This is a genomic window from Azospirillum soli, assembly GCF_017876165.1.
Lineage (GTDB): Bacteria > Pseudomonadota > Alphaproteobacteria > Azospirillales > Azospirillaceae > Azospirillum > Azospirillum soli.
Genome location: NZ_JAGINQ010000036.1, coordinates 1 through 25,329 on the forward strand (window position 1 = coordinate 1; position 25,329 = coordinate 25,329).

The 25,329-nt window shown below is 68.6% G+C and carries 28 protein-coding genes; 24 read left to right on the forward strand and 4 right to left on the reverse strand.

The genetic code is table 11. From position 1 onward, the window contains the following. Window positions 1-636 (forward strand): CoA-transferase (locus J2852_RS29350; RefSeq protein ID WP_343206848.1); only part of this gene is annotated, 636 nt, incomplete at its 5' end. Window positions 637-752: 116 nt separating this feature from the next. Here the strand turns inward: J2852_RS29350 and J2852_RS29355 are convergent. Next, on the reverse strand, window positions 753-1,058 hold the full coding sequence (locus J2852_RS29355; RefSeq protein WP_209882537.1) for a hypothetical protein: 306 nt from the start codon (window positions 1,056-1,058) through the stop codon (window positions 753-755). Between the two features lie 176 nt (window positions 1,059-1,234). On the opposite strand from J2852_RS29355, the gene J2852_RS29360 reads away from it, so the two are divergent. The 4 genes from J2852_RS29360 (at window position 1,235) to J2852_RS29375 (ending at window position 4,711) form a co-directional block, all read left to right on the forward strand. Further along, window positions 1,235-2,020 (forward strand): SDR family oxidoreductase, encoded by a 786-nt coding sequence (locus J2852_RS29360; protein WP_209882538.1) that lies wholly within the window; start codon window positions 1,235-1,237, stop codon window positions 2,018-2,020. A 57-nt stretch (window positions 2,021-2,077) separates the two neighbouring features. After that, window positions 2,078-2,713, forward strand: coding sequence for a nuclear transport factor 2 family protein (locus tag J2852_RS29365; protein ID WP_209882539.1), 636 nt, complete (start codon window positions 2,078-2,080; stop codon window positions 2,711-2,713). A 9-nt stretch (window positions 2,714-2,722) separates the two neighbouring features. Further along, window positions 2,723-3,817 carry an NADH:flavin oxidoreductase gene (locus J2852_RS29370; RefSeq protein ID WP_209882541.1) on the forward strand — a complete coding sequence of 365 codons (1,095 nt, stop codon included), beginning with the start codon at window positions 2,723-2,725 and terminating at the stop codon, window positions 3,815-3,817. A gap of 201 nt (window positions 3,818-4,018) precedes the next feature. Then, a complete protein-coding gene (locus tag J2852_RS29375; RefSeq protein ID WP_209882543.1) occupies window positions 4,019-4,711 on the forward strand; it encodes a TetR/AcrR family transcriptional regulator in 693 nt (230 codons plus the stop codon). A gap of 55 nt (window positions 4,712-4,766) precedes the next feature. Here J2852_RS29375 and J2852_RS29380 read toward each other — a convergent pair whose 3' ends face one another. Beyond that, on the reverse strand, window positions 4,767-5,525 hold the full coding sequence (locus J2852_RS29380; protein WP_209882544.1) for an SDR family NAD(P)-dependent oxidoreductase: 759 nt from the start codon (window positions 5,523-5,525) through the stop codon (window positions 4,767-4,769). Between the two features lie 311 nt (window positions 5,526-5,836). Here J2852_RS29380 and J2852_RS29385 point away from each other — a divergent pair, with 311 nt between their 5' ends. The 12 genes from J2852_RS29385 (at window position 5,837) to J2852_RS29440 (ending at window position 17,461) form a co-directional block, all read left to right on the forward strand. Further along, entirely contained in the window at window positions 5,837-7,078 is a 1,242-nt protein-coding gene (locus tag J2852_RS29385) for a helix-turn-helix transcriptional regulator (RefSeq protein ID WP_209882546.1), read from the forward strand. A gap of 196 nt (window positions 7,079-7,274) precedes the next feature. Further along, a complete protein-coding gene (locus J2852_RS29390; protein ID WP_209882548.1) occupies window positions 7,275-8,513 on the forward strand; it encodes an ABC transporter substrate-binding protein in 1,239 nt (412 codons plus the stop codon). Window positions 8,514-8,594: 81 nt separating this feature from the next. Continuing rightward, complete coding sequence (locus J2852_RS29395; protein WP_209882550.1) at window positions 8,595-9,071, forward strand: acyl-CoA thioesterase; 477 nt, start codon at window positions 8,595-8,597, stop codon at window positions 9,069-9,071. A gap of 11 nt (window positions 9,072-9,082) precedes the next feature. Beyond that, complete coding sequence (locus J2852_RS29400) at window positions 9,083-9,859, forward strand: SDR family NAD(P)-dependent oxidoreductase (RefSeq protein WP_209882552.1); 777 nt, start codon at window positions 9,083-9,085, stop codon at window positions 9,857-9,859. Window positions 9,860-9,911: 52 nt separating this feature from the next. After that, complete coding sequence (locus J2852_RS29405) at window positions 9,912-11,477, forward strand: FadD3 family acyl-CoA ligase (RefSeq protein WP_209882554.1); 1,566 nt, start codon at window positions 9,912-9,914, stop codon at window positions 11,475-11,477. A gap of 46 nt (window positions 11,478-11,523) precedes the next feature. Continuing rightward, entirely contained in the window at window positions 11,524-12,282 is a 759-nt protein-coding gene (locus tag J2852_RS29410; RefSeq protein ID WP_209882556.1) for a glucose 1-dehydrogenase, read from the forward strand. 52 nt (window positions 12,283-12,334) lie between these two features. Next, window positions 12,335-13,084 (forward strand): electron transfer flavoprotein subunit beta/FixA family protein, encoded by a 750-nt coding sequence (locus tag J2852_RS29415; protein ID WP_209882558.1) that lies wholly within the window; start codon window positions 12,335-12,337, stop codon window positions 13,082-13,084. Window positions 13,085-13,120: 36 nt separating this feature from the next. Continuing rightward, window positions 13,121-13,363: a hypothetical protein gene (locus J2852_RS29420; RefSeq protein WP_209882560.1), complete on the forward strand. Its 243-nt coding sequence runs from the start codon at window positions 13,121-13,123 to the stop codon at window positions 13,361-13,363. Window positions 13,364-13,380: 17 nt separating this feature from the next. After that, window positions 13,381-14,313, forward strand: coding sequence for an electron transfer flavoprotein subunit alpha/FixB family protein (locus J2852_RS29425; protein WP_209882562.1), 933 nt, complete (start codon window positions 13,381-13,383; stop codon window positions 14,311-14,313). Window positions 14,314-14,466: 153 nt separating this feature from the next. Continuing rightward, window positions 14,467-16,107 (forward strand): electron transfer flavoprotein-ubiquinone oxidoreductase, encoded by a 1,641-nt coding sequence (locus tag J2852_RS29430; protein WP_209882564.1) that lies wholly within the window; start codon window positions 14,467-14,469, stop codon window positions 16,105-16,107. Window positions 16,108-16,140: 33 nt separating this feature from the next. Beyond that, window positions 16,141-16,575, forward strand: a complete 435-nt coding sequence (locus J2852_RS29435; protein WP_209882566.1) for an SLOG family protein — start codon at window positions 16,141-16,143, stop codon at window positions 16,573-16,575. A 100-nt stretch (window positions 16,576-16,675) separates the two neighbouring features. Next, a complete protein-coding gene (locus J2852_RS29440) occupies window positions 16,676-17,461 on the forward strand; it encodes an enoyl-CoA hydratase/isomerase family protein (protein ID WP_209882568.1) in 786 nt (261 codons plus the stop codon). Between the two features lie 16 nt (window positions 17,462-17,477). On the opposite strand, the gene J2852_RS29445 is transcribed toward J2852_RS29440, so the two are convergent. Continuing rightward, window positions 17,478-18,179 (reverse strand): TetR/AcrR family transcriptional regulator, encoded by a 702-nt coding sequence (locus tag J2852_RS29445; protein WP_209882569.1) that lies wholly within the window; start codon window positions 18,177-18,179, stop codon window positions 17,478-17,480. A gap of 201 nt (window positions 18,180-18,380) precedes the next feature. On the opposite strand from J2852_RS29445, the gene J2852_RS29450 reads away from it, so the two are divergent. Further along, entirely contained in the window at window positions 18,381-19,145 is a 765-nt protein-coding gene (locus J2852_RS29450) for an SDR family NAD(P)-dependent oxidoreductase (RefSeq protein ID WP_209882571.1), read from the forward strand. Between the two features lie 25 nt (window positions 19,146-19,170). On the opposite strand, the gene fdxA is transcribed toward J2852_RS29450, so the two are convergent. After that, complete coding sequence (fdxA, locus tag J2852_RS29455) at window positions 19,171-19,548, reverse strand: ferredoxin FdxA (RefSeq protein ID WP_209882572.1); 378 nt, start codon at window positions 19,546-19,548, stop codon at window positions 19,171-19,173. A gap of 180 nt (window positions 19,549-19,728) precedes the next feature. On the opposite strand from fdxA, the gene J2852_RS29460 reads away from it, so the two are divergent. The 6 genes from J2852_RS29460 (at window position 19,729) to J2852_RS29485 (ending at window position 25,290) form a co-directional block, all read left to right on the forward strand. After that, entirely contained in the window at window positions 19,729-20,313 is a 585-nt protein-coding gene (locus J2852_RS29460; protein WP_209882574.1) for a 2-oxoacid:ferredoxin oxidoreductase family protein, read from the forward strand. Further along, the gene (locus J2852_RS29465) at window positions 20,313-20,579 is read left to right on the forward strand and encodes a 4Fe-4S dicluster domain-containing protein (RefSeq protein WP_209882576.1); all 267 of its coding nucleotides are present in this window, start codon (window positions 20,313-20,315) and stop codon (window positions 20,577-20,579) included. The genes J2852_RS29460 and J2852_RS29465 overlap by 1 nt, the downstream gene beginning before the upstream one ends. Further along, entirely contained in the window at window positions 20,570-21,646 is a 1,077-nt protein-coding gene (locus J2852_RS29470; protein WP_209882578.1) for a thiamine pyrophosphate-binding protein, read from the forward strand. The genes J2852_RS29465 and J2852_RS29470 overlap by 10 nt, the downstream gene beginning before the upstream one ends. Continuing rightward, on the forward strand, window positions 21,643-22,446 hold the full coding sequence (locus tag J2852_RS29475) for a thiamine pyrophosphate-dependent enzyme (protein WP_209882580.1): 804 nt from the start codon (window positions 21,643-21,645) through the stop codon (window positions 22,444-22,446). The genes J2852_RS29470 and J2852_RS29475 overlap by 4 nt, the downstream gene beginning before the upstream one ends. Window positions 22,447-22,453: 7 nt before the next feature. Next, window positions 22,454-23,971 (forward strand): class I adenylate-forming enzyme family protein, encoded by a 1,518-nt coding sequence (locus J2852_RS29480; RefSeq protein WP_209882582.1) that lies wholly within the window; start codon window positions 22,454-22,456, stop codon window positions 23,969-23,971. An 80-nt stretch (window positions 23,972-24,051) separates the two neighbouring features. Continuing rightward, window positions 24,052-25,290, forward strand: a complete 1,239-nt coding sequence (locus J2852_RS29485; protein WP_209882583.1) for an ABC transporter substrate-binding protein — start codon at window positions 24,052-24,054, stop codon at window positions 25,288-25,290. Window positions 25,291-25,329 lie beyond the last annotated feature (39 nt).

The following is a 25,329-nucleotide window of genomic DNA, read 5'->3' on the forward strand; positions in this document are numbered from 1 at the left end:
GACGGCGAGGCGCATCTGGTCGAGGAGCCGGTGCCGCTGGGGCCGCGCGCCGCGCCGCCGCGGCCGTCCGGCTGGATGCCGTTCTCGCGCATCTTTGACTGCGTGTGGCACGGGCAGCGGCACGCCATGGTCGGGCCGACGCAGATCGACCGCTGGGGGCAGTCGAACATCTCGTGCCTGGGCGCGTACGCGCGGCCGAAGGTGCAGATGCTCGGGGTGCGCGGCTTTCCGGGCAACAGCCTGAACCACGCCAACTCGATGTTCGTGCCGGCGCACGGGCGGCGGGTGTTCGTGGAGGGCGAGGTCGACATGGTGGCCGGGGTGGGCTACCGGGCGGAGCGCTGGCCGGCCGGGGCGCGGGCGGACTTCGTGGACCTGCGGCTGATCGTGACCGACCTGTGCGTGCTGGACTTCGAAGGCCCGCAGCGGGCGATCCGGGTGCGCTCGCTGCATCCCGGGGTGACCTTCGAGGAGGTGCAGGCGGCGACCGGCTTTGCGCTGCACCGGGACGGGGAGATCGCCGAGACGGCGGCGCCGACGGCGGAGCAGCTGGCGCTGATCCGGCGGCTCGACCCGCACGACCTGCGCGCCGGGGTCTTGCGCGGCAACCCGCCGGGGGTGCGCGCGGCGGCGTGAGCCGCGCGGGGCACGGCACTCGCGGACAGCACTTGCGCTTCCTCCCTGGGCCGGGTGCTCGCCTCGGGCCGGGTCCCCCATCCGGGGCCCGGCCCTTTTTCCGTGCAGGGAAAGGGTCAGCGGCCGACGACGGCGCTCCTCGGGTAGCGGACCGCGTCGTCGAAGCAGGCGCGGTAGCCGGCCTCCCAATCCCGTCGCGGGCCCTCGGCGACCGGGATCCGGCGCACGATGTCGGGACCATCGGGGAACTGGGCTTCGGCCCGCCCGTTCTCGCACCCGTTCACATAGGACGACCGGTCGGCGACGCCGGCCGGCGGCTGCGAGGGATCGGCCGGGCTCTGGCAGGCGGCGAGCAGGGCGCCGACCGCGACGCAGGCGGCGAGGAGCCAGCCACTCCGCCGCGATTCTGCTGAGATGTTCATGATCGATCCGGAATGCAGGGTCTGTGCTCCGCCTGCAAACAGGCGATGGTCGGGCGGGTTCCCGGCTCTACCAATACGGAGCGGGTGGGGCGACGTGCTCTAATCCTAACGGACGATGCCGCGGCATGGCATCGCGGCTACACTCGGCGCCACGACATGCGGAGTGTGGGAAGACGATGTTTGGCGGATCAAGCTGCGACTACTCGAACAAAGTGGTGCTCATCACCGGCGGCACGCGCGGCATCGGCGCCGTCACCGCCCAGACCTATCTGAATGCCGGGGCCAAGGTGATCGTCACCGGCCGGACCCCGCCCGACAGCCTGCCGGCCGTGGGGGACGCCCGTGCGGAGTTCATGGCTCTGGACCTCGCCGACGTCGCCGGCATCGCGACCGTGTTCGACGAGATCGCCGCGCGCCACGGCCGCCTCGACGTGCTGATCAACAACGCGGGCGGCACGCCGCACGTGCCGGCGGCGACGTCGTCGCCGCGCCTGATCGAGGGCGTCGTGCGCTTGAATCTGGTGGCACCGTTCTGGGCCGCCCAGAAGGCCAACGCCATCATGCAGGAGCAGGAGGGCGGTGGTGTCATCCTCTTCGTCGCCAGCGTCAGCGGGCTCCGCCCGTCGCCGGGCACCGCCGCCTACGGTGCCGCCAAGGCGGGCATCATCAACCTCGTTCAGTCGCTGGCGTTGGAATGGGCGCCACGGGTGCGGGTGGTGTCGGTGACGCCCGGCCTCGTCCACACGGAAAGCGCGCTGTACCACTACGGCGGCGACGAGGGCCTGGCGGCGGTCGCCCGCACCATTCCGTTGCAGCGGATGGCCAAGCCCGACGACATCGCCCAGGCGTGCCTCTACCTCACCTCGCCGAACGCCTCCTACGTCACGGGGGCGAACCTCGTCGTGCACGGCGGCGGCGAGGCGCCGGCCTATCTGGCCGCCGCCGCCAGTGTCGCCACCTGACGCTCCGGCGTCCATGGCCATCCCACAACCGTTCCATCACGTTCGGAAAGCACAGACATGAGCGACGACGTTTCGGCAACGGGCATCCTCGCCCGGCTGGACCGGCTTGAATCGCTGGACGAGATCCGGCAACTCGCCGCGAAGTACAGCCTCGCCCTCGACATGCGCGACCTCGACGCGCTGGTCGGGCTTTTCCCGGAGGACATCCGCGTCGGCAAGGACGCGACCGGCCGGCGCGCCCTGCGCGCCTGGTTCGACGACACGCTGCGCAACCAGTTCACCGGCACCGCCCACCACATCGGCAACCACATCATCGAGTTCGACACCCCCGACAGCGCCCAGGGCATCGTCTATTCGAAGAACGAGCACGAGACCGGCGACGAGTGGGTCATCATGCAAATGATGTACTTCGACCGCTATGAGCGCCGCGACGGCCGATGGTACTTCCGGCGGCGGATGCCGCTGTACTGGTACGCCACCGATCTCAACAAGCCGCCGATCGGCCCGCAGAAGATGCGCTGGCCCGGCCGCGATGCCTACGACGGCTCGTTCCATGAACTGTTCCCGTCCTGGAAGCTCTTCTGGGAAGCCGCCGGATCGGCGGATGCGCCCTTGGCCGAACCGGCGCCGCTGGGCGAATTCATCAACCGCATGCGCCGGGGCAACGACGTTGCGTCGGTCCGCGTTCGTTGAGGATCAAGGATGAACGACCGGGCTTCCCCCCTCCTTGAACCGTTCCGGATCGGCGCGCTGGAGCTGCGCAACCGGGTCGTCATGGCCCCGATGTCGCGCTATTTCTGCCCGGACGGCATGCCGACCGAGGCGGTCGCGGCCTATTACGAACGCCGCGCGCGGCACGGCGTCGGCCTGATCATCACCGAAGGGACCTACATCGACCATCCGTCCGCCGCCAGCTATGAAGGGGTGCCGCGCTTCCACGGTGCCGGGCTGGACGGGTGGGCGATGGTGCGGGAGCGCGTGCACGCCGCTGGCGGGCGCATCTTTCCGCAGCTCTGGCACACCGGCAGCTTCCGCCGCCCCGGCGACGGTCCCGATCCCACCGTGCCGGCCTTCGGCCCCTCGGAAAACCTGAACGAGTACGCGAAGACCACCGAACCGACGAAGGCGATGACCGAGGCGGACATCGCCGCGGTGATCGATGCCTACGCGCAGGCCGCGGCCGATGCGCAGAGGCTCGGCTTCGACGGTGTGGAGTTGCACGGCGCGCACGGATACCTGATCGACGAGTTCCTGTGGGCCAGGACCAACCGCCGCAGCGACCGTTACGGCGGCGACCTGGTGGCGCGCACGCGGTTCGGCGTCGAGGTGGTGACGGCGATCCGCCGGCGCGTCGGTCCCGACTTTCCAATCTCACTGCGCTTTTCGCAATGGAAGCAGCAGGACTACACGGCGCGGCTGGCCGAGACCCCCGATGACCTCCAGCGGTTGCTGGAGCCGTTCGCGGATGCCGGCGTGTCGCTGTTCCACGCGTCGACCCGGCGCTACTGGGAGCCGGCTTTCGAAGGCAGCCCGCTGACGCTGGCCGGCTGGGCCAAGCGGGTGACGGGCCGGCCAGCCCTTGCGGTCGGGAGCGTCGGCCTTGACCAGGCAGGTCTGAGATCGGCCGCTCCGGCCAGCATCGACGCGTTGGAGGCTTGCCTCGATCGGGAAGAGTTCGACCTGATCGCGGTCGGGCGCGCGCTGCTCGCCGATCCGCATTGGCTGGAGAAGGTCCGGAACGGACGCTGGTCGGAGGCTCTCGGCTACGACAAGGCTCTGCTTGACCAGCTTTACTGACGGTGTGGGGGGCGGCAACGGGCGCCCGCGCGAAAGGCGCGGCGCCCGTTGCCGCCCCGAAATCGAATGACGAACCAATTCAGCGTTGTTGCGGATGGCGCTTCCCAATAATATCGGGACGCCCGCGCTGTGCAGCGATGAGCGACAATCAAGATGATAACCGGGCCTCGATGGCGAGGCGGAATGCGTAGCGGAGCGAATATGGCCGATAATGTCAGGAAGGAACTTGTAAGGGACGAATTGATCAACAAAGCGGCCGAACTTTTCTATTCAAAAGGCTATGCGCAAACGAGCATTAACGATATTGCTGAAGAATTGGGTTTGAAGCGTTCATCAGTTTACCATTATTTTAAAAATAAGGAACAAATTTTGTCAACGTTGGTGGAGGAAGAATCCACCGTTCCTTACAACAATCTAGTCGCATTGCTCGACCGGACGGACCTGACGCCGACTCAGCGTTTGAAGATGGCGGTCGTTCAGGGAATCGTCCGCCGCCTGAGCGGCGGTCCGCGCTTCCTCGTCCTGAGCCGTCTGGAAGCCGAGATGCCCACCGATCTGGCGGCGCTGTACAGCCGGCACAAGCGCCAGATCCTCGACATCTACACGGAGATGGTGTCCGAGGGGGTCCGTGTCGGGGAGTTCCGCGCGCTCGACGCCCGGATCGCCGCCTTCGCCATCATCGGCATGGCCAACTGGACCAGCTGGTGGTACTCGCCCAAGGGCAAGCGGACGCCGCAGCAGATCGCGGAAGAGATCGTAGACATCGCCATGCGCGGTCTGGCCAGCGACGGGGGTTCCCGGACCACCCCTGCCGCCGACAGCCTGGGGGCCGCCATCCGCAACCTGCGCCAGGATCTCGAAGTTCTGGAACGGCTGGCGGGCAGCGGTTCTTAAGCAAGGTTCCTGAGCAAGAAAGGCGCCCGCACGCGGGCGCCGTCCCCGTTGACGGTCACAGCATCCAGTGGCCGCCGTTCACCAGCAGGGTTTGTCCGGTGACGTAGCGGCTCCGGTCGCTGGCAAGGAATGTGATGGCGTTGGCGATGTCCTCGGGCTCGCCCATCGTCTTCATCGGGATGGTGGACAGAACCTTTTCCGTGACGTCCGGCGGCAACTGTTCGACCGCGCGGGTGCGCGTGATCCCCGGACCGACCGCGTTGACCGTAACCCCCGACGGAGCCACTTCCCGCGCCAGGGCGCGGGTGAATCCGATCACGCCCGCCTTGGCCGCTCCATAATCCCAGGTGAGCGGTGAGCCCATCACCGCCGCTTCCGACGTGATGTTGACGATTCGGCCGTAGCGGCGCTTGCACATGCCCTCGATCACCTGCCGCGACCACAGGATGCAGGATTTGAGGTTGACCGCGAGCAGGAAATCCAGCGTGTCCAGGTCGGCGCTGACGAACGGCGTCATGCGGTTGCGCGCGCTCTGCCCGACGTTATTGACTAGGATGTCGGCCGGCCCCAGCTCGGCTTCGATTCGCCGGTAGGAGTCCCGCGCCACGGCCGAGTCGGAGCAATCCGCCCGGACTGGGAGGGCCCGCCCGCCCTGGGCGCGGATCGTATCGGCAACCTCCTCCAGCGCCGTTTCGTCGAGGTCAACCAGCGCCACGGCGGCCCCCTCGGCCGCGAAGGTCATCGCCGTCACCCGCCCGATTCCGTTGGCCGCGCCGGTCACCACCGCCACGCGGTCCTTTAGAAACAAGTCCATGTTTTCCCTCCCTGGCAGTCCATTCCCGTTGGGTATCGCCGAGGCGCGCCGAAGGGGCCGGAATGGTGGCCGCCAGCGCCAAATACGAAGAGCAATGACTGATTTTCGACATAAAAGACGAACTCGCGTCCGTTGGAAAATCGCAGAAAATTGCAGATTTTGCAACAGGCACAGGAGCGGATGTGGTGGTTCGTCAAACTATCATTGTTGACTCATGACGAATTTTCGTCATCAATGTCGAGAGGCGGCGACAAGCCGTGGCGACCCGGCGCCGAAGCATTGGGCAGTTCGGGATCTCGGGAGGACACGCAATGGAAAGCATCGCATCCCTGCACCGCGCGCCGCTGCAGCGCAGGCTTTCGGCCGAGATGGCCGGCGGGTTCGCGCGGACGACCCAAAACACCGACTGGCCGGTTGCCGCCATGGTCGCCGGCCAGCCGGCCGAGGCGTCCGGCGGCGCCGACCTGAACGCCCTGGTCGGCGTGATCTATGACGGACTCGCGGAGCGGGTTCGCTGGACCGGGCTGCTGGAGCGTTTGCGCGGTCCGCTGGCTGTCGACACCATCATTCTGACCGTCCGCTCGCCGGGCGGCAGCGACGAGACCGTCATGATCGGCAACGGTTCCATGCGGCCGGTGCTGGCGATCGGCGCCGATCCCCTGGCCGCCCTACGGGCCGACCAGATCGAGGCGCTGAACGATCTGGGCGCCGACGCGCGGTTCGCCGACTCGCCTTATGGCCGGGCTCTCCTGGCGCCGGCCGGCATCAATCGCATGCTGGCGGTCAACATCCGCACCGAGGATGGTACGGAGTGCCGCTTGCGGCTGTGCCGCGACGCGCACGCCCAACCGTTCGACGCACGGGAGGAGGTCGCGTGCGCCCTGCTGCTTCCCCATCTCAAGCGCGCGCTCGCGCTGTGCTCGACCATCGACCTGATGGAGTCGGAGCGGCGGCTGTATTCCAGCGCCATGGATCGGCTGATGGTCGGCGCCATCATCCTGGACGAGTCCGGCCGGGTCCTGCGCACCACCGGTCTGGCGGAAGCGCTGCTGGCCGAGAAGGACGGGCTGAAGATCATCAACGGGTGCCTGCATGCGGCCTATCCCGCCGATGACGTGGAGTTGCAGCGGCGCGTGAAGGAGGTGGCGCGCCACGCCAGCGGCGCCGGGGCCGTCGCGGCGTCGATCGCCCGGCCGTCGGGTGTCCGGAACCTCGGCATCGTCATCCAGCGCATCGGGCCGAACGACCGCTTCGCCGGGATCCGCAGCGCCGCCGTCGCGCTGTTCATCCGCGATCCGGAGCGCAAGCCCGAGGTCAAGAAGGACATGCTCCGCCAGCTCTTCGATCTGACGCCCGCGGAATCCGCCCTGGCCATCCTGCTGACCGACGGGTTGTCGCTGGAGGAGGCGGCGGTCGATCTGGACATCAGCCGCAACACGGCGCGCGCCCATCTTCGCTCGATCTTCTCGAAGATGCTGATCAATCGGCAATCGGAGCTGGTAAGCATACTTCTCAGCAGCGCCGCCGCCCTGGGCGGCACCGGGCAGGCGTGACTCTTGCGTCTTCCTGAAAACCGGGCAAGATCGCCCGGAGGATTTCAGGGGGGCGTGCATGACTAGTCTGTTCAGACGATGCTGGTTATTTGCCGTTCGTGCTGTATGAACTTCGTGAGTTCGGGGCTCGGCGTGCCCTGGAGGTGGCGTTGCTGCCGGCGCATGTAGAAACTTAGAAAATGCTGGGAGGAATACAGTGATTCGCAAGCTTTCCGCGATCCGTGCCGCGTCGGGGCGCCGGCGCTTTCTGATGGCATCGGCCGCCATGCTGGCCGGTCTGGCGTTCTCGGCCGCGCCGTCTCCGGCCGCCGCGCAGTCGGACGCTCCGATTCGCGTCGGCGGTCTGTTCTCGCTGACCGGTCCAGGTGGCCTGATCGGCGAGTCCTACGTCCTCGGCGCGAAAATGGCGGTGGACGAGATCAACAAGGCGGGCGGCATCGCCGGGCGCAAGGTCGAACTCGTCCTTGGCGACACCCAGACCGATCCCTCCATCGCCGTCAACGAGGCCAAGCGCCTCGCCCTCCAGGAAAAGGTCGACATGGTGGTCGGCCCGGCGGTGAGCCAGGAAGCGCTGGCCATGGTGCCGGTGCTCACCGAGGCGAAGCTGTTCCAGATCTCCACCGCTGCCTCGCTTGCGCTGACACCGCAGATCGGCCCGTACCATTTCTCGCTGATCCCCAGCGCCGAAGGGCAGGGCATCCGCATGATCGACTACGCCGTCACGGTGCTGAAGTCGAAGGCGCCGGCCCTGCTCGGCGACAACGGCGGCCAGTCCAAGACCGGCATGGAGTCCATCCGCAAGCGCTTGGCCGAGCTGAAGATCGAACCCGCCGGCGTTCAGGAATACCCGTACCATGTCGATGACATGACGCCCCAGCTCCTGTCGCTGCGCAAGAAGAAGCCGGACACGCTGGTCTTCTTCACCAGTTCGCCCGAGGATTTGGCCAAGCTGCTGAAGACGCTTCAGGACATCGACTGGAACATCAAGGTCGTCGGCTCCAACTCGGTGGGCAACTACAGCCCGACCATCGGCAAGAGCCTGGACGACGAAGCCTTCACAAACCTGCTGGGGACGCAGTATCCGGGGCTGACCCACTGCTCGGGCGATCCAGTGGGGTCGTCGGAGTACGCGCAGTTCGTGCAGCGGCTGAAGGCGTACGATCCGAAGATGTCGGCGAAGCTGCCGCCGGCCACGGTGTCGGGGGCCTACATCCCGCTGTACATCATGAAGGCGGCGGTCGAGGCGACGGGCAGCACGGAGGGGCCGAAGCTGGCGGCGTGGCTGGAGGAGAACAGCGGCAGCGTGAAGAACATGTACGCCAAGCTGTCGGCCAGCAAGAGCTCGCACTTCCTGTTCGGCCCGGAGAGCCTGGGGGTGATCGAGACGCCCAACCGCGTGCGTGAGGACGGTCTGCAAAAGCGCGCCGGCTGCTGATCCACCCGTCTTCCATCCCTGGTGGCCCGGCGCCGACCCCCGGCCGGAGCCGGGCCACCCGCAACGGCGCGGCGTTTCCCCATGACTGTCCCGTACTTCGTCAGCTTTCGCGGCCGTGTCCTGGAGGACTGGGTTGACGCCAACCGCCACATGAACGTGGCCTTCTACGATCATGTCTTCCTGTCGGCGGAGATGGCCTTCTTCGCCGAACTGGGGATCGGCGAACCCTACATCGAACGCAATGGGCACGGGATGTTCCGCGTCGAGCGGCACACCCGTTACGAGCGGGAACTGCTCGTGGACAGCGCGATCGAGGTGCGCGGCTGGATCGCAGCGCTCGACTCCCGCCGTGTCCATCACGTTCACGAGATCATCGACCAGCAGAGCGCGCGCCGCGCGGCGTTGACCGAGATCGTCTCGGTCAACGTGGATCTCGGCACGCGGCGCTCCACCCCCATCACCGATCCCGCCGTGCGCGCGGCGCTGGAGCGCCACGCCGCAGCCTACGCCGCCGGCGCGCCGGTGCCGGGGCTCGGCCGCCGGATCGACCTGACTTAGGATCATGCACCATGACTTCTCGTGATCGCGCTTTCCCCGAAGGCGCCGCCATCGTCGTCGGCGGCAGCGGCGGCGTCGGGTCGGTGATCGGACAAACGCTGGCCCGCGAAGGCTGCGACGTCGTCCTGACTTACCTGCGCAACGCGGCGCGCGCCGAGCAGGCGGCGGAACTCGTCCGCGCCGCCGGCCGCAGGGCCGAGGCCGTCCGGCTCGACCTGGAGGACGGCGAGGGCGTGGCCGCGCTCGTCAACGACACCGCCGACCGCTTCGGCGGCATCCACACGGTGGTCTACGCGGCCGGTCCGGTGGTGCCGCTGCTTCATCTCAGCAGGGTCGATCCCGAAACGATGAAGCGGCACCTGCTCCAGGACACGCTGGGCTTCTACACGGTCGTGCACGCGGCGCTGCCGCATCTGCGCGCGTCGAAGGGTTCCATCGTGGCGGTCCAGACGGCGGCCTTCTGGCGCTACGCCCCGGCGGACGGGCTGTCCGTCGTTCCCAAGGCGGGCGTCTACGCCATCATGCGGGGCATCGCGCGGGAGGAGGGGCGCTTCGGCGTCCGCGCCAACGGCGTCGGTCTGGGCCTGATCGAGGCGGGGCAGTTCAACGCGCTGTCGGACCAGGGCTACATCAACGAGACCTATCTGAAGGCTGCGGCCGAGCACACGCCGCTGCGCCGCAACGGCAAGCCCGAGGATGTGGCCGAGGCCGTCGCCTATCTGGCATCGTCGCGGGCGGCCTTCGTGACCGGCCAGGTCATCCAGGTCGACGGCGGCTACACGGTCTGACCTCCGGCACCGTCCGATCACCATTCTTCGTGTATGCAGGGCAGCGACAAGCATGGATTACGAACGCACCACGATTCCGCGTCTGGCGTGCCTCGCGGCGGAACGGTTCGGCAACGCGACGGCCATCATGGCGGATGGGCGGAGCTACAGCTTCACGGAGGTGGAACGGCTGCGCCGGACGGCGGCGCGTGCCCTGCTTACGCTGGGCGTGCGTCATGGCGACCGCGTCGCCGTCTGGGCGCCGAACATTCCCGAATGGGTCTTCGCCGGGCTTGGCATCCACAGCGTCGGCGCCATCATCGTCCCCATCAGCACCCGCATGAAGGGGACCGAGGTCGCCGACATCCTCAACCGCAGCGAGGCGCGCATCCTCTTCTCGGTCGGCGATTTCCTCGGCGAGTATTATCCGGCGATGCTGAGCGGCCATAAGGTCGGTATCGAGCATTGCTTCGTCATCGGCACCCCCCGCAACGGCGACCGGAGCTGGGACGAGTTCCTCGCGCTGGCCGACCGCACGCCGGAGGAGGAGGCCGCGCGGCGCCTGGACGCGGTTTCCCCCGACGACCTGTCGGACATGATCTTCACCTCCGGCACCACCGGCTTTCCCAAGGGCGTGCTGACGGCGCACGGGCAGAACCTGCGCGGCGTGGCGACCTGGGCCGAGGTGGTCGGGGTCGGGCCGCACGACCGGCATCTCGTCATCACGCCGTTCTTCCACACCTTCGGGTACAAGTACGGCTGGGTGCTCGACCTCCTGACCGGGGCGACGATGCTGCCGCAGAGCGTCTTCACGCCGGGCGCGGTGCTTCGCCGCATCGTCGAGGACAAGGTCACGCTCATTCCCGGCCCGCCGACCCTGTTCGAGGGGCTGCTGGCCGAGGACCGGCGCGGGCTCGACCTGTCCAGCCTGCGGGCCGCGGTCACCGGCGCCTCCTCCATCCCGCCGGTTCTCGTGCGCCGCATGCGCGAGGAGTTGGGCTTTTCCAGGGTTCACACCGCCTACGGACTGACCGAGAGCTGCGGCTTCGCCACCATCACGCCGGACGGTGCGCCGGTGGAGGTGATCGCCAACACGTCGGGGGCGGCCATTCCCGGCACGGAAGTGCGCTGCATCGGCCCGGACGGCCAGGCGCTGGGGCCCAATGAAACCGGCGAGATCGTCATCCGCGGCTACAACGTGATGCGCGGCTACTTCAACGACGCGAAGGCGACGCGCGACACCATCGACGAGGACGGCTGGCTGCACACCGGCGACATCGGCTCGCTCGACGAGAACGGCAACATCCGCATCCTCGACCGGCTGAAGGACATGTACATCAGCGGCGGCTTCAACTGCTATCCGGCGGAGATCGAACGGCTGATGGCCGCGCATCCGGACATCGCGCAGGTCGCGGTCGTCGGCGTTCCCGACGGCCGGCTGGGCGAGGTTGGACACGCCTTCGTCGTCCTGCGGTCCGGCGCCTCGGCGAGCGAGGCGGACATCATCGCATGGTCACGCGCGAACCTCGCGAACTACAAGGTGCCGCGCCGTGTCGCGCTGGTGGAGGCCTTGCCCGTCAACGCGGCCGGCAAGGTGCTGAAGCGCACGCTGCGGGGCCAGGCGGCCTCGGCGGTCTGACTCACCGCCTGGCCGGTCCCGCGCCGCAGGAGCAGAAGGAAACGACATGGTTCGACAACAGCACGAGCGGCACGGCGACCGCGTGGCGCTGGTCACGGGCGCCGGGAGCGGCATCGGCCGCGCCACGGCCCTGGCCTTCGCGCGAAGCGGCGCCCGCGTCGTGGTCGCCGACATCGCGCGGCCCAGCGGTGAGGAAACCGTCTCGCTGATCGCTGGCGAGGGCGGCTCGGCGGTCTTCGTCCCCGTCGACGTCGCGGACGCTGCTTCGGTCGAGGCGATGGTGGCCGCCGCCGTCGCCCATTACGGCCGCATCGACTGCGCGTTCAACAACGCCGGCATTCTGCCCGTGAAGGCCAGGACGGCCGAGTGCAGCGAGGACGATTGGGACCGGACGATCGCCGTCAATCTGAAAGGCGTCTGGCTGTGCATGAAGCACGAGATCCGCCAGATGCTGGCGCAGGGCGGTGGCGCCATCGTCAACGCATCGTCGGTCGCGGGGCTGAAGGGCTACGCTCTGACATCGCCCTACGTCGCCAGCAAGCACGCGATCGTAGGGCTGACCCGGACGGCGGCCATCGAGTACGGCCCCGACAACATCCGCGTCAACGCGGTCTGTCCCGGCGCGGTCATGACCGATCTGGTGCGTGGCCTGGGAACGTCGGTGCAGTCGCTGGAGGGCCGCCCGATGGCCCGCTACGCCGAACCGGAGGAGATCGCCGCCGCCGTCCTGTGGCTGTGCTCGGACGAGGCGTCCTTCGTCACCGGCAGCGCCCTTCCCATCGACGGCGGCCTGTCCGCGCAGTGATCCATATCGCCGCCGACGGTGTCCGCCGGCCGGCAAACGAGAGAGGCAAGACATGAAGGTCCTTGTCCCGGTGAAGCGGGTGGTGGACTACAACGTGAAGGTCCGCGTGAAGGCGGACGGCTCGGGTGTGGAGACCGCCAACGTCAAGTTCTCGATGAACCCCTTCGACGAGATCGCCGTCGAAGAGGCGGTCCGCCTGAAGGAGGCCGGCAAGGCCAGCGAGGTGGTCGCCGTCTCCATCGGCCCGGCGACCGCGCAGGAGACGCTGCGCACCGCCCTGGCCATCGGCGCCGATCGCGCTATCCTGGTGCAGACTGATGCCGAGGTGCAACCGCTCGGCGTCGCCAAGGCGCTGAAGGCCCTGATCGAGAAGGAAGCCCCGCAGATCGTGCTGCTCGGCAAGCAGGCCATCGACGGCGACTGCAACCAGACCGGCCAGATGCTGGCGGCGCTGCTCGGCTGGCCGCAGGGCACGTTTGCTTCCAAGGTCGTGCCCGGCGACGGCGTGCTCACCGTCACGCGCGAGATCGACGGCGGTCTGGAGACGGTCGAACTGACGCTACCGGCGGTGGTCACCACCGACCTGCGCCTGAACGAGCCGCGCTACGCCAGCCTGCCCAACATCATGAAGGCCAAGAAGAAACCGCTGGAAACCGTCACGGCGGAAAGCCTGGGCGTCGATCTCTCCCCGCGCCTGACCACGCTGAAAGTGGCCGAGCCGCCGAAGCGCAAGGCCGGCATCAAGGTGTCAGACGTGGGCGCCCTCGTGGACAAGCTCAGGAACGACGCGCGGGTGATCTGACCGCTGCACGCAACCATCGGAGCAAAGGCCTTTCGCATGCAGAGCATAGCGTCCGCCACTTCGGGCCACGAAGCCGGCATCCGGTGCCTCGACGAGTTCGCGGCGCTGCCCGCGCATCTGCGCCCGCATGCCATGGGCATGCTCTTCCAGTTCCTGAACGCGCAGGATGACTGGGCGTTGAGCCGCGAGGAGATCGTTGCCGCGATCACCTCCCCGGCGTTCCGACCGATCCTTGAACAAGAGGCCAGGCTCAGCACGCTCGGCCTCGCGTCCGAATGAAAACAGGGTTTCTCAGCATGCCAATTCTGGTCCTGGCGGAGCACGACAACGCCCGCCTGAAGCCCGCCACGCTGAACGCCGTGGCCGCCGCCTGCCTGCTCGGTTCCGATGTGCACGTCCTTGTCGCCGGCCAAGGCGCGCGGGCGGTGGCCGATGCGGCATCCAAGATCGCCGGCGTCGCCAAGGTGCTGCTCGCCGACGCGGCGGCGCTGGAGCACCAGCTCCCGGAGACGCTCGCCCCGCTGGTCGCCGACACCGCCAAGGGCGGCTACAGCCATGTGGTCGCGCCCGCCACTTCGGCTGGCAAGAACCTGCTGCCACGCGTCGCCGCGCTGCTCGACGTGGCGCAGATCTCCGACATCCTCTCGGTCGAGAGCGCCGACACCTTCACCCGTCCGATCTACGCCGGCAACGTCATCGCCACCGTGCAGTCGGCCGACCCGATCAAGGTCGTCACCGTGCGCACCACCGCCTTCGAGGCGGCGCCGGCCGAGGGCGGTTCGGCCCCTCTAGAGACGCTGGCCGCCTCCGCCTCCAACGGCAAGTCCACCTTCATCAGCCAAGAGCTGACGAAGTCGGAGCGGCCCGAGCTGACGCAGGCCAAGATCGTCGTGTCGGGCGGGCGCGGCATGCAGTCGGGCGAGAACTTCAAGCTTCTGGAAGCACTGGCCGACACGCTCGGCGCGGCGGTCGGCGCGAGCCGGGCGGCGGTCGACGCCGGCTTCGTTCCCAACGACTACCAAGTCGGGCAAACCGGCAAGATCGTGGCGCCGGAGCTGTACATCGCGGTCGGCATTTCCGGGGCCATCCAGCACCTCGCCGGCATGAAGGACAGCAAGGTCATCGTCGCGATCAACAAGGACGAGGAAGCGCCCATCTTCCAAGTGGCCGATTACGGGCTCGTCGCCGACCTCTTCAAGGCGGTGCCGGAGCTGACCGGCCAGCTCTAGTTTCCCAGGCGTTCCCCCGCGTTCCGCTTCACCCCGTAGGGGCGCGGCACTTGGTCGGGCGTGCGCGCCCGACCCTTTTTCTTATCTGGACGGCGAACCCGGACGGCGTTCGCGCGCCCCATCGTTGGCGCACGCGTCCGACGAGGATTGAAGATGAGCACACGTGACAGTCTCGAGTTCGACGTGCTGGTTATCGGCGCCGGCCCGTCCGGCTTGAGCGCGGCCATCCGCCTGAAACAGCTCGCCAATGAGGCCGGGCAGGAGCTGTCGGTCTGTGTGATCGAGAAGGGCTCGGAGGTCGGCGCCCACCTGCTCTCCGGCGCCGTGTTCGAGCCGCACGCGCTCGACGAGCTGATCCCCGACTGGAAGGACAAAGGCGCGCCGCTGACCACGCCGGCCCGCGAGGACCACTTCGTCTTCCTCACCGAAACCAAGGCGCACAAGTTCCCGGTCACCCCGCCGCAGATGAACAATCACGGCAACTTCATCATCAGCCTCGGCAACCTCGCCCGCTGGATGGCCGCCCAGGCCGAGGAACTGGGCGTCGAGATCTACCCCGGCTTCGCCGCCGCCGAGGTGCTGTACGACGAGCAGGGCGCCGTCAAGGGCGTGGCCACCGGCGACATGGGCATCGGCAAGGACGGCGCGAAGACCGCCAACTACACGCCGGGCATGGAGCTGCACGCCAAGCAGACCATCTTCGCCGAAGGCTGCCGCGGCTCGCTGACCAAGACGCTGTTTGAGACGTTCAACCTGCGCGACGGCGTCGACCCGCAGACCTACGGCCTCGGCATCAAGGAGCTGTGGGAGATCGACCCCGCCAAGTCCCAGCCCGGCCTGATCGTCCATACCATCGGCTGGCCGATGGACGCCAAGACCTACGGCGGCAGTTGGCTCTATCACATGGACGGCAATCTGGTGTCGGTCGGCTTCGTCGTCGGGCTCGACTACGCCAACCCGCACCTCAGCCCGTTCGAGGAGTTCCAGCGCTACAAGACGCACCCGGCCATCCGCCCGACCTTCGAGGGCGGCCGGCGCATCGCCTACGGTGCCCGCGCGCTGTCGGAGGGCGGCTTCCAGTCGATCCCCAAGCTGACCTTCCCCGGCGGGCTGATCGTCGGCGACGCGGCGGGCTTCCTGAACGTGCCCAAGATCAAGGGCAACCACACCGCCATGAAGTCGGGCATGGTGGCGGCGGAAGCCGTCTATGAGCACCTGACCGGCGGCAGCAACGGCCGCGAGGTGGTGGAGTATCCGGAGCGGCTGAAGGCGTCGTGGGTGTGGTCGGAACTGCACGCGGTGCGCAACATCCGGCCGGGCTTCCAGAAAGGGCTGTGGGCGGGGCTGGCCAACGCGGCGTTCGAGACCGCGACTAGGGGCAAGGCGCCGTGGACCTTGCACCACCACGCCGACCACACGACGCTGAAGAAGGCTGCCGAGGCGCCGCCGATCGTCTACCCCAAGCCGGACGGGGTGGTGTCGTTCGACCGGCTGTCCTCGGTGTACCTGTCGAACACCAACCACGAGGAAAACCAGCCGGCGCACCTGACGCTGAAGGACGCGGAGACGCCGATCCGGGTGAACCTGGCGCTGTACGACGCGCCGGAGACGCGCTACTGCCCGGCGGGTGTGTACGAGATCGTGCGCGCCGAGGACGGCACCGCCCCGCGCCTGCAGATCAACGCGCAGAACTGCGTGCACTGCAAGACCTGCGACATCAAGGACCCCACCCAGAACATCAACTGGGTCGTGCCCGAGGGCGGCGGCGGGCCGAACTACCCCGGCGGCATGTGAACGAGCTGTTCGGCTTTTGAAGGAGCAAGGACAATGCGTCTGATCGTCTGCGGTGGGAGCAACTATCGCCTGACGCATGCCGATTGCGGCCGTCTGGATGCCCTGCACGAGGCGGGGGGCGTCCGTACGGTGCTGACCGGCGGTGCGCCGGGCGCCGAACTCGGTGGCGAGCTGTGGGCTGCGATGCGGAACATCCCGATCCGCCGCGTCGCCATCGCAAGCGTGGGGCAGGCAAGCCCCCTGTCCAAAGGGCTCGATCTCGCCGCCGTGGCGGATGCGGTGGCGGTGTTCCCCGGGGACCGCAGGGTGCAGGCGCTTCTCGACGATGCCAGGGCGCAGGGGCTGGACGTCCATGACTGGCGCAAGATCGCGGAAGAGCAGAGGGCGGTCGGTGATCTCATCCGCCGGTTCTGCGCCCCCGGCTTTTTCGCCCGCGCGGCCGTCGCACCCGCTGGTTCGCGAAGGTGATGCGCTTTGTCCTATTTCTCGGCATATTCAAGGATCATCGATGAAGATCGCGGTTTCCAAAGACCGGACGCTGATCTTTTGAAACGGAGATGAAAAAGCCATGTCAGACCCCGTTCTCCTGACGCGCGAAGGCGCGGTCGCCTGGGTGCGTTTCAACCGGCCGGCCGCGCTGAACGCGCTGGATGAGAACACGGCGGCCGCCTTCCGCGACGCGTGCCGCGCCGTGGCGGACGATCCCGAGGTTAGAGCTCTGGTCCTCGCCGGCCAGGGGCGCGGGTTCATGGCCGGCGGCGACCTCAGCCGTTTCGGCGCCGATCCGGACCGGGCGCCGGAGGTGGCCTCCGCCATCATCGAGCCCCTGCACGAGGCGCTGTTGATGATGGACGCCCTGTCCGTGCCGGTGATCGCGTCGGTCCATGGCCCGGTCGCCGGTGCCGGCTTCAGCGTCGCCGCCGCGGCGGATCTCTGCATCGCGGCGGACGACGCGCGCTTCACGCTGGCCTACGCCCGCATCGGAGCGACGCCGGACGGGTCAGGCAGCTATCACATCCCGCGTCTGGTCGGGCTGCGCCGAGCCCTGCAACTGGCGCTTTTGGCCGACACCATCGACGCCGACGAGGCGCTGCGCATCGGGCTGGTCAACTGGGTCGTCCCGGCGGCGGCGCTGGAGGAGGAAACGCAGGCGCTCGCCGGGCGGCTCGCCGCCGGTCCCACGGCGGCCTACGCCCGCATCCGCCGGATGATGCGCGATGCGTGGGACGCCGACCTCGGCCGGTGCCTGGAGGTCGAGCACGAGAATTTTCGGGCCTCCGCGGCAACCGCCGACTTTTGCGAAGGGGTCGCCGCCTTCCTGGGCAAGCGTCCGGCCCGTTTTCGCGGCTGCTGACCGTCGCCGCTTCCCGTCACCGCTCCCCGTCGGCGGACGCACCGCCGGTCGGGGAGAACCCGTCGAACAGGGTGTTGACGATTTCGGCGGCGATCTGCGCAGGAGACTTCGGGCCCGGCTTGTACCATTCCCGCGTCCAGATCAGCGTGCCCATCAGCATCTGCGTCGCCAGGGAGGGATCGACCGAGGGGCGGATCGCGCCCGCGTCGTACGCCTCGCGCACCAGCCCCCGCCAGAAGTCGTTGAACGCCGCCAGAAGCGAGAAGTGGCGGTCGCGCACCTCCTGGGGAACCTGATTCACCACATTGCCGTGGGCGGTGATGTATTCGGTCTTGTCCAGGATGGCGCAGAGGAATTCGGTGGCGGCCGCCAGTATCCGGTCCCGGGGAGGCGTCCGTTCGGGCAGGGTCTCTACGCTGGCGCGGACCCGGTGGTGCACCGTGTTCACCAGACTGTTGATCAGCTCCTCGGCCAGCGTGTCCTTGGTGGGGAAATGGTAGCCGATGGCCGTGACGTGCACGCCGACCTCGTTGGCGATGTCGCTGAGCTTGGCGAGCTGATACCCCTTGGTCGCGAAGACCTTGGCCGCGGCGTCGAGGATGCGTTCCTGGACGATCTCGGACTTGCGCGACGGCTTGCGCCCCGCGGCGTTCCGGCTGGTCCGCGTGAGGTCGCGCGCCCGACCGATCGTCGGCGATTCGTGCTTTGTCGTGGTCACCACAGATCCCGATCCGTTGTTGCGGAGCCACCCGGCGCCGCGACACCAGTCTGTAGCGCCCGCGCTCCCCGGCGGCAACGTTTTTCTGTTTGGACCAGAAATTTGCCTTGCCGAGTCGGCGGCTTCCGTTACCCTGCCGTCCATCCGTATGGCGCCGGCGACGCTTCGACCTTGCGGCCGGCGGAAGCAGGGAGAACCTCCATGACACTGGATTTCAGCGGCCGGCGGGTCGTGGTGACCGGCGGCAGCCGTGGAATCGGGCGCGCCGTCGCCGCCGCGTTCGCCAGGGCCGGCGCCTCCGTTTCCATTTGCGCGCGGGGGCGGGCAGGGCTCGACGAGGCGCGCGCGGATCTTGAAGGCCATGGCGGAATCGCGCACACGGCGGTCTGCGACGTCGGCGATGGCGACATGTTGCAGCGGTACATCGACGAGGCCGCCGTGACGCTCGGCGGCATGGACGTGCTGGTGAACAACGCGACGGGGCAGAGCGCCGGCGGGACGGAACGGGACTGGCGCGTCAGCATCGACATCGACCTGATGGCCACGGTGCGGGCCACCAACGCCGCCGAGCCGCACCTGAGCGCCGCCGGGCGCCCGGAGGGCGGGTGTGTGGTCAATGTGGCGTCGCGCAGCGCCTTCCAGCCGACCCCACGGACACCGGCCTATGGTGCCGCGAAGGCTGCGGTCATGCACCTCACGCGTTCGCAGGCGGCGGCTTTGGCGCGCCGGAACATCCGCGTCAACTGCGTCGCGCCCGGCTCGGTGGATTTTCCCGGCGGATGGTGGGACCGTTGCCGAGCCGAGAAGCCGGAGCAATACGAGGCCACGCTGAAAAGCCTGCCCTTCGGCCGCTTCGGCAGCCCGGACGACATCGCGAACGTCGTTCTGTTCCTCGCGTCGCCGTGGGCCGGTTGGGTCACCGGCCAGATCATCCTGGCCGACGGCGGCCAGACGCTCGGCGTCTGACCCCGCCGCCTTTCGGTCCGCGCCGTCAACCCTGGCGCGGATCGCCGCCGGCTCCGGCGGGTTCGGCTCCGGCGGTTTCGGCATCAGCGGCGAAGAACCGCTCGTACTTGCCGGTCATTCCCTTGAAGCGGTCGGCGTCGGCCGGCGGCACGCCCTTGACCGTGATGTTCGGCCACACGGCCGCGTGACGGCGGTTCAGCGCCAGCCAGCGCCCGGCCTCCGGCGCGGTGTCGGCGACGATGGCGCCGGCCGGGCATTCCGGTTCGCACACGCCGCAATCGATGCACAACTCGGGGTCGATGACCAGCATGCTGGGGCCCTCGTGGAAGCAGTCCACCGGGCAGACGTCCACGCAATCCATGTACTTGCACCGGATGCAGGCGTCGGTGACCGCGTATGCCATGGCGTTCTCCTCTCAGTTCTCGTGGTCGGCAAGGCCGGGAGAGTGCCTGAAGGAAATTTCTGTCTCAAACTGAAATTTCTGCTTGAAACAGAAAAATTGGCTTGCGCCCCGGTGGGGCCGCGCATACGCTTGTCCTCAAGAACGAAATTCGCCAAAGGCACGAGGGAGGCTGCTCTGGAATTGGAACTCTTCATATCCGGCATCGGCGGTCAGGGCGTGCAACTCGCCGGGAAGGTCCTGGCTCTCGCCGCCGTGGCCGAAGGGCGGCACGTGATGCTGTCGGGCGATTACGGCGGGCACATGCGCGGCGGCAGTTCGGTCGGAACGGTCGTCGTCGGCCCCGGCCCGCTGCGCGCCCTTCCGGTGCTGCCGAGCGCCGGTTCGGCCATCGCCATGCACAACCAGTATTGGGAGAATGTCGGCGGCCGCCTGCGGCCGGGATCGCTGATCCTGGCGGAGGCGTCCATCGCCCCGGCGCTGCCCGGCATGGAGGGGCACCGGCTGGTCCAGGTTCCGGCGACCGCCATCGCCACCGAGATGGGCGCCCGGATGGCGGCGGGCATGGTGCTGCTCGGGGCCTACGCCGCCATGACCGGCATCGTCGCGGTGGACAGTCTGGTCGCCGCGATGAAGGAACAGATCCCGGTTTACCGCCGCCAGCACATCGAGGCCAACGAGCGGGCGATCCGGGCCGGGGCCGACGCGCTCCCCGCCCTCGGCGCCCCGTTCGACCTCGACGGCGCCCCGCTGCGGGAGGCCGTGTGATGAGGACGGTGACCCGAGGAACGCTGGTGATCGCCGAGGACCGCTGCAAAGGGTGCGAACTGTGCATCGCCGCCTGTCCGCCGAACGTCCTGACCATGTCCCGGACGGGCAACCGGCTCGGCTACCTCTATCCGGAACTCAAGCCGGGCTGCACCGGCTGCACGGCCTGCCAGCAGGTCTGCCCCGACTTCGTGTTCGAAGTCTTCAAGTTCGAGGATCCCGTCCTGTTCGACACGCCGCCGGAAGGAGCGCGCCCATGTCCCTGACCCTTTTCGAAGGCAGCGAAGCGATCGCGGAAGCCGCCATCGCCGCGGGCCTGCGCTTCTACGCCGGCTACCCCATGTCGCCCGCGACCGAACTGCTTGAACATCTCGCCCGCAAGCTGCCGGCCTCCGGCGGCACCTGCATCAACGCGGCGACGGAGATCGAGGGCGTCAACATGGCCATGGGCGCCGCGGCGGCCGGCTTCCGCGCCGCGACCGGATCCTGCGGCCAGGGGCTGGCGCTGATGCAGGAGGCCATCGCCGAATCCGCCCTCAACGAGACGCCGCTGGTCGTCTTCAACATGGCGCGCAACCAGCAGGACTATTTCCAGGCGACGCGGGGCGGCGGCTGGGGCGATTACCGCACCATCGCGCTGGCACCGAAGGATCTGCCGGAGGCGGTGGAGCTGACCCAGCTCGCCTTCCACCTCGCCGACCTCTACCGGGTGCCGGTGATCGTGCTGGGCGACAACCTGCTGGCCCGCACCCAGGTCAGCGTGGACGTCGGGCGCCGCGACTTCGGCCCGCTGCCGCCCAAGGACTGGCAGCTCGACGGCACCTCCGGCGGTTCCGGCAAATCCCGGCAGATCTGGACGTGGGGTGCCGGCAAGCACAACACCCCCGGTCCGGGGCCGAGCGTCCACTGGGCCCGCATCGCCGAGAAGTTCGACCGCATCGCCGAAACCGAGATGCGCTGGGAGGAGGGCTTCGTCGAGGACGCCGAGACCGTGGTCGTCGCGTTCGGCACCGGCGGCAAGTTCGTCGAGCATGTGGTGCACGACCTGCGCGGGCAGGGCCACCGCATCGGCTTCTTCCGTCCGGTGACGCTGTGGCCGTTCCCCGGCGAGGCGCTGGAACGGGCCACCGCCAACGCGCGCCGCGTCCTCGTCTTCGAACTGAACGCCGGGCAGATGATCGACGACGTCCGCCTGAACGTCCGGGACCGGCGCATCGTCCGGCCAATCGGTGGAGTCAGCTTCGACAGTTCGGGCCTGAACCTCGGACCGCTGATGGACGCGACCGTCATCCGGCAGCGCATCCTCGACACCCTGGAAGGAGCCACCCTGTGACCCTGATCGACACGCGGCAACCGCCGGAGCAGGCGAGCCGGAAGGTCGCCGACTACAAGCCGTCGCTCCTGCAATCGGAAGAGCACGGGCTGTGCCCCGGCTGCGGCGAGCCGGTCGCCATCCGGGTCGTCCTCGAAGTCATTGAGGAGCTTGGTCTGGCGCAGAACAACATCGCGGTGCTGGGCCACGGCTGCTACGGCGGCTTCATCATGCTGCTCGACGTGGACAGCACGCTGTGCCTGCACGGTCGCGCCCCGGCGACGGCGACCGGCATCAAGCGGATGCGGCCCGACACCGCCGTGTGGACGCTCCAGGGTGACGGCGACATGGTCAACGAGGGCCTAGCCGAGATCCTGCACGCCACCGCCCGTGGCGAGAACATCACCTGCATCCTCCTGAACAACGGCGTGTTTGGCGACACCGGCGGGCAGATGACGGCCGCGTCGGTGATCGGCCAGCGCACCAAGAACAGCATCGACGGCCGCACCGCCGACGACCACGGCTACCCCATCGCGATCGCCGAACTGGTGGCGTCGTTGCAGGGCTCGGCCTATGTGGCGCGCTGTTCGGTCCACAACGCCGCGTCCATCGCCCAGACGCGGCGCTGTGTGCGCAAGGCGTTCCAGCGCCAGACCGAAGGGCAGGGGCTGTCGCTCGTCGAAATTCTCACAATGTGCCCGACCGGCTGGTTCGTCGCTCCGGAAGCCGGGACGGACTACCTGATGGAATCGCTGGGGAAGACCTATCCGCTCGGCGAGATCAAGGACCGCGCGGCCGCGCCCGCGGCGACGGCGGAGTGAGGCGGCCATGTCCCGTCCTGCCGGATTCCGTCTTGTCGGAACGATCCTCGACCTCGCCGTTTCCGCCACGCCGAACCGCATCGCCGCCACGCTCGGCGAGCGGGCGGTGACCTTCGCCGAGATCGACCGCTCGGCCAACCGCATGGCGCGGGCCCTGCGCTCGCTCGGTGTGGGGCGCCACGGCCGCGTGCTGTTCAGAAGCCGCCTGACGCTGGCGACGCTCGACCTGTTCATGGCGACGCAGCGCATCGGCGCCACCTTCGTGCCGCTGAACCCTGCCCTGTCCGCCGAAGAAACACAGCAGGCCGCCGCCTACATTCGGCCAAGCCTGTTCGTCGCCGACTGGGACCAGCGCGAGATCGCCGAGAGCGTCGGGGCGGCGCTGGCGCTTCCCGTCGCCGTGCTGGGCGCGAACGGGCGGACGGTGCCCGGCGACGACCTGGACCGGAGAGCGGCGGCCGCTTCGGACGCGCCGCTCGACGATGCGACCGTCGGGGAGGAGGACATCCACGCCATCTTCCTGACCAGCGGCAGCACCGGCCGCCCCAAGGGCGTCATGCTGTCCCACCGGGCGAGCTGGCTGCGGGCGCTGCTCGGCGCGTCCAAGTGCGTGACCTCGGGTGGCGGCGGCGAGCTGGTCACCTTCCCGCTGTTCCACTGGGCGGGGTGGAGCTACGTCCTAGACGCCTGGGCGCACCGCCGCACCGTCCATTTCGTGGAGAGCCTGGACGGCGACCGCATCCTGTCCGAGGTCGAGCGGTGGCGCCCGTCGCTGCTCTACTGCATCCCCTCGGTGTGGGAGCGCGTGCTGGCCACCAGCCATCCGTACGACACCCGCTCGCTGCGCAGCACGTCCACGGGCACGTCGCGGGTCGATCCGCGCCTGATCGCCCGCATCCGGGAACGGTTCCCCGGCAGCGCGTGCGGCGTGCTCTACGGTTCGACCGAGTTCGGGACGGCGCTCGGCCTGAACGACAGCGAGATCGACGAGCGGCCGGGGAGCGTCGGGCTGCCGGCGCCGGGCAAGGAGGCGCGGATCGTCGACGGCGAGCTGTGGCTGCGCAGCGATTCCATGATGACCGGCTACTTCGACCTGCCGGAGCAGACCGCCGAGGTCTTCCGTGACGGCTGGTACCTGTCCGGCGATCTGGCCGAGCAGGACGCCGACGGCTACCTGACCATCACCGGACGGCGGCGCGAGGTCATCCGGTCCGGCGGCGAGACGATCGCTCCGGCCGAGGTGGAGGCCGCCCTGTCCTCCTATCCGGGCCTGCGGGAGGTGGCGGTCGTCGGCCTGCCGGACCCGGCCTGGGGCGAGGTGGTGTGCGCGGCGGTGACGCTGTCGCCCGGCGCCGCGTGCCCCGATGTGAACCAACTCCGCCAGCACGTCGGCTCGTCCCTGGCGCCCTTCAAGCACCCGCGCCGCGTGATCGCGGTCGAGAGCCTGCCGCGCACCTCGGCCACCGGCCAGATCATGCGGTCGAGCATCCGGGCCTTCCTCCTCGAACGGCAGGGAGACGCCTGACACCCCTGAAACACCGCTGCTGGTCTGCACACAACGCCGGGAATCCGGCACCGAACATCGGGAGGAAACACGCAGTGACCATGAAGCGCAGAACAGTCCTGACAGGTTTGGCGGCCGGCGCCGGGATTCTTGCCGCACCGGGCATCCTGCGAGCCCAGGATAGCGGCCCCGTCCGCATCGGGCTGATCACCACGCTGAGCGGCCCCGGCCAGTTCTACGGGAACCATATCCAGACCGGCGCTGAGATCGCGGTCGAGCGCATCAACAAGGCCGGCGGCGTCGCCGGGCGGCCGCTCGAACTGGTGGTGCGCGACGACAAGGGGAATCCGAACACCGCCGTCACCGTGTTCCGCGAGCTTTCGGGATCGGGCATCCGCCTCTTCGCGCAAGGCACCTTCACCGCGCTTTTGCTGGCCACCACGCCCCTGCTGAAGGAGGCGAACGCGACCATGGTGATGGTCGGGCCGCAGGCGCTGGCGCTGACCCACGAGGCTTTCACGCCGAACGCCTTCCGCCTCGGCTTCAGCTCGCCCATGGCATACGGCGCCTTCGGCGCCCTCATGGCGCGCCGCTTCCCGGACATCGGGCGTTGGGCGATCATGATGTCCGACGTGGCCGCGCTGCGCGACATCGCCAGATACTTCGAGGTCGGGCTGAAGCGGGAGTACGCCGCGCTGGGGCGGAGCGAGCCCGAGGTCATGAACCCGGTGCTCGCCACGTTCGGCGCCGCCGACTACCGCAACCAGATATCCACGCTGATGGGATCGGGCGCGGAAGGGCTGCTGAACGTGCTGCAAGGCACGGACTCCGTCAGCTACTACAAGCAGGCGCGCACGTTCGGCCTGGACGGCAAGTTCAAGGCCGTCGCCGACAGCGGCAACGAGCTGAGCATCGCCAAGGCCATGGGGGGCAACACCCCACGGTCGATCTGGGGCTGGACCGGCTGGTACCAAGACGCCGCGCCGAACCCGGTCAGCCGCGAGGTGCTGGACGCCCACATCCGCCGCACCGGGGACGGGTACCCGAACTGGTACGTCGGCGTCGCGCACGACAGCATCGCCGTGCTCGCCGCCGCCGTGGCCGCCACCGGCAGCACCGACAGCGCGGCGCTCATCCCCACCATCGAGGCGGGGAACACGATGGGATGCACCGGCACCATCGCCTTCCGCAAGGACGACCACACCTTCGTCGGCGACGTGACCTTCGTCCGCTTCGGACGCGAGACCGGCGATCCCAAGGGATGGCGGGTCTTCGAGACGGCGACCCTGCCCGGCGACCGGTTCGTGGAACCGGCGACGCCCGGCAAGCCCTTCGGCTGAGCGTCCCCCCGCCGCGCGCGGGCCATCGGAGATCCATCC

Coding starts and splice junctions, on each gene's coding strand:
- J2852_RS29450 (WP_209882571.1), top strand. CDS start 18,381: ATGACACTGGATTTCAGCGGCCGGCGGGTCGTGGTGACCGGCGGCAGC.
- J2852_RS29400 (WP_209882552.1), top strand. CDS start 9,083: ATGACTTCTCGTGATCGCGCTTTCCCCGAAGGCGCCGCCATCGTCGTC.
- J2852_RS29415 (WP_209882558.1), top strand. CDS start 12,335: ATGAAGGTCCTTGTCCCGGTGAAGCGGGTGGTGGACTACAACGTGAAG.
- J2852_RS29375 (WP_209882543.1), top strand. CDS start 4,019: ATGGCCGATAATGTCAGGAAGGAACTTGTAAGGGACGAATTGATCAAC.
- J2852_RS29435 (WP_209882566.1), top strand. CDS start 16,141: ATGCGTCTGATCGTCTGCGGTGGGAGCAACTATCGCCTGACGCATGCC.
- J2852_RS29395 (WP_209882550.1), top strand. CDS start 8,595: ATGACTGTCCCGTACTTCGTCAGCTTTCGCGGCCGTGTCCTGGAGGAC.
- J2852_RS29365 (WP_209882539.1), top strand. CDS start 2,078: ATGAGCGACGACGTTTCGGCAACGGGCATCCTCGCCCGGCTGGACCGG.
- J2852_RS29485 (WP_209882583.1), top strand. CDS start 24,052: ATGAAGCGCAGAACAGTCCTGACAGGTTTGGCGGCCGGCGCCGGGATT.
- J2852_RS29465 (WP_209882576.1), top strand. CDS start 20,313: ATGAGGACGGTGACCCGAGGAACGCTGGTGATCGCCGAGGACCGCTGC.
- J2852_RS29480 (WP_209882582.1), top strand. CDS start 22,454: ATGTCCCGTCCTGCCGGATTCCGTCTTGTCGGAACGATCCTCGACCTC.
- J2852_RS29405 (WP_209882554.1), top strand. CDS start 9,912: ATGGATTACGAACGCACCACGATTCCGCGTCTGGCGTGCCTCGCGGCG.
- J2852_RS29470 (WP_209882578.1), top strand. CDS start 20,570: ATGTCCCTGACCCTTTTCGAAGGCAGCGAAGCGATCGCGGAAGCCGCC.
- J2852_RS29440 (WP_209882568.1), top strand. CDS start 16,676: ATGTCAGACCCCGTTCTCCTGACGCGCGAAGGCGCGGTCGCCTGGGTG.
- J2852_RS29420 (WP_209882560.1), top strand. CDS start 13,121: ATGCAGAGCATAGCGTCCGCCACTTCGGGCCACGAAGCCGGCATCCGG.
- J2852_RS29425 (WP_209882562.1), top strand. CDS start 13,381: ATGCCAATTCTGGTCCTGGCGGAGCACGACAACGCCCGCCTGAAGCCC.
- J2852_RS29430 (WP_209882564.1), top strand. CDS start 14,467: ATGAGCACACGTGACAGTCTCGAGTTCGACGTGCTGGTTATCGGCGCC.
- J2852_RS29355 (WP_209882537.1), bottom strand. CDS start 1,058: ATGAACATCTCAGCAGAATCGCGGCGGAGTGGCTGGCTCCTCGCCGCC.
- J2852_RS29410 (WP_209882556.1), top strand. CDS start 11,524: ATGGTTCGACAACAGCACGAGCGGCACGGCGACCGCGTGGCGCTGGTC.
- J2852_RS29385 (WP_209882546.1), top strand. CDS start 5,837: ATGGAAAGCATCGCATCCCTGCACCGCGCGCCGCTGCAGCGCAGGCTT.
- J2852_RS29380 (WP_209882544.1), bottom strand. CDS start 5,525: ATGGACTTGTTTCTAAAGGACCGCGTGGCGGTGGTGACCGGCGCGGCC.
- J2852_RS29370 (WP_209882541.1), top strand. CDS start 2,723: ATGAACGACCGGGCTTCCCCCCTCCTTGAACCGTTCCGGATCGGCGCG.
- fdxA (WP_209882572.1), bottom strand. CDS start 19,548: ATGGCATACGCGGTCACCGACGCCTGCATCCGGTGCAAGTACATGGAT.
- J2852_RS29360 (WP_209882538.1), top strand. CDS start 1,235: ATGTTTGGCGGATCAAGCTGCGACTACTCGAACAAAGTGGTGCTCATC.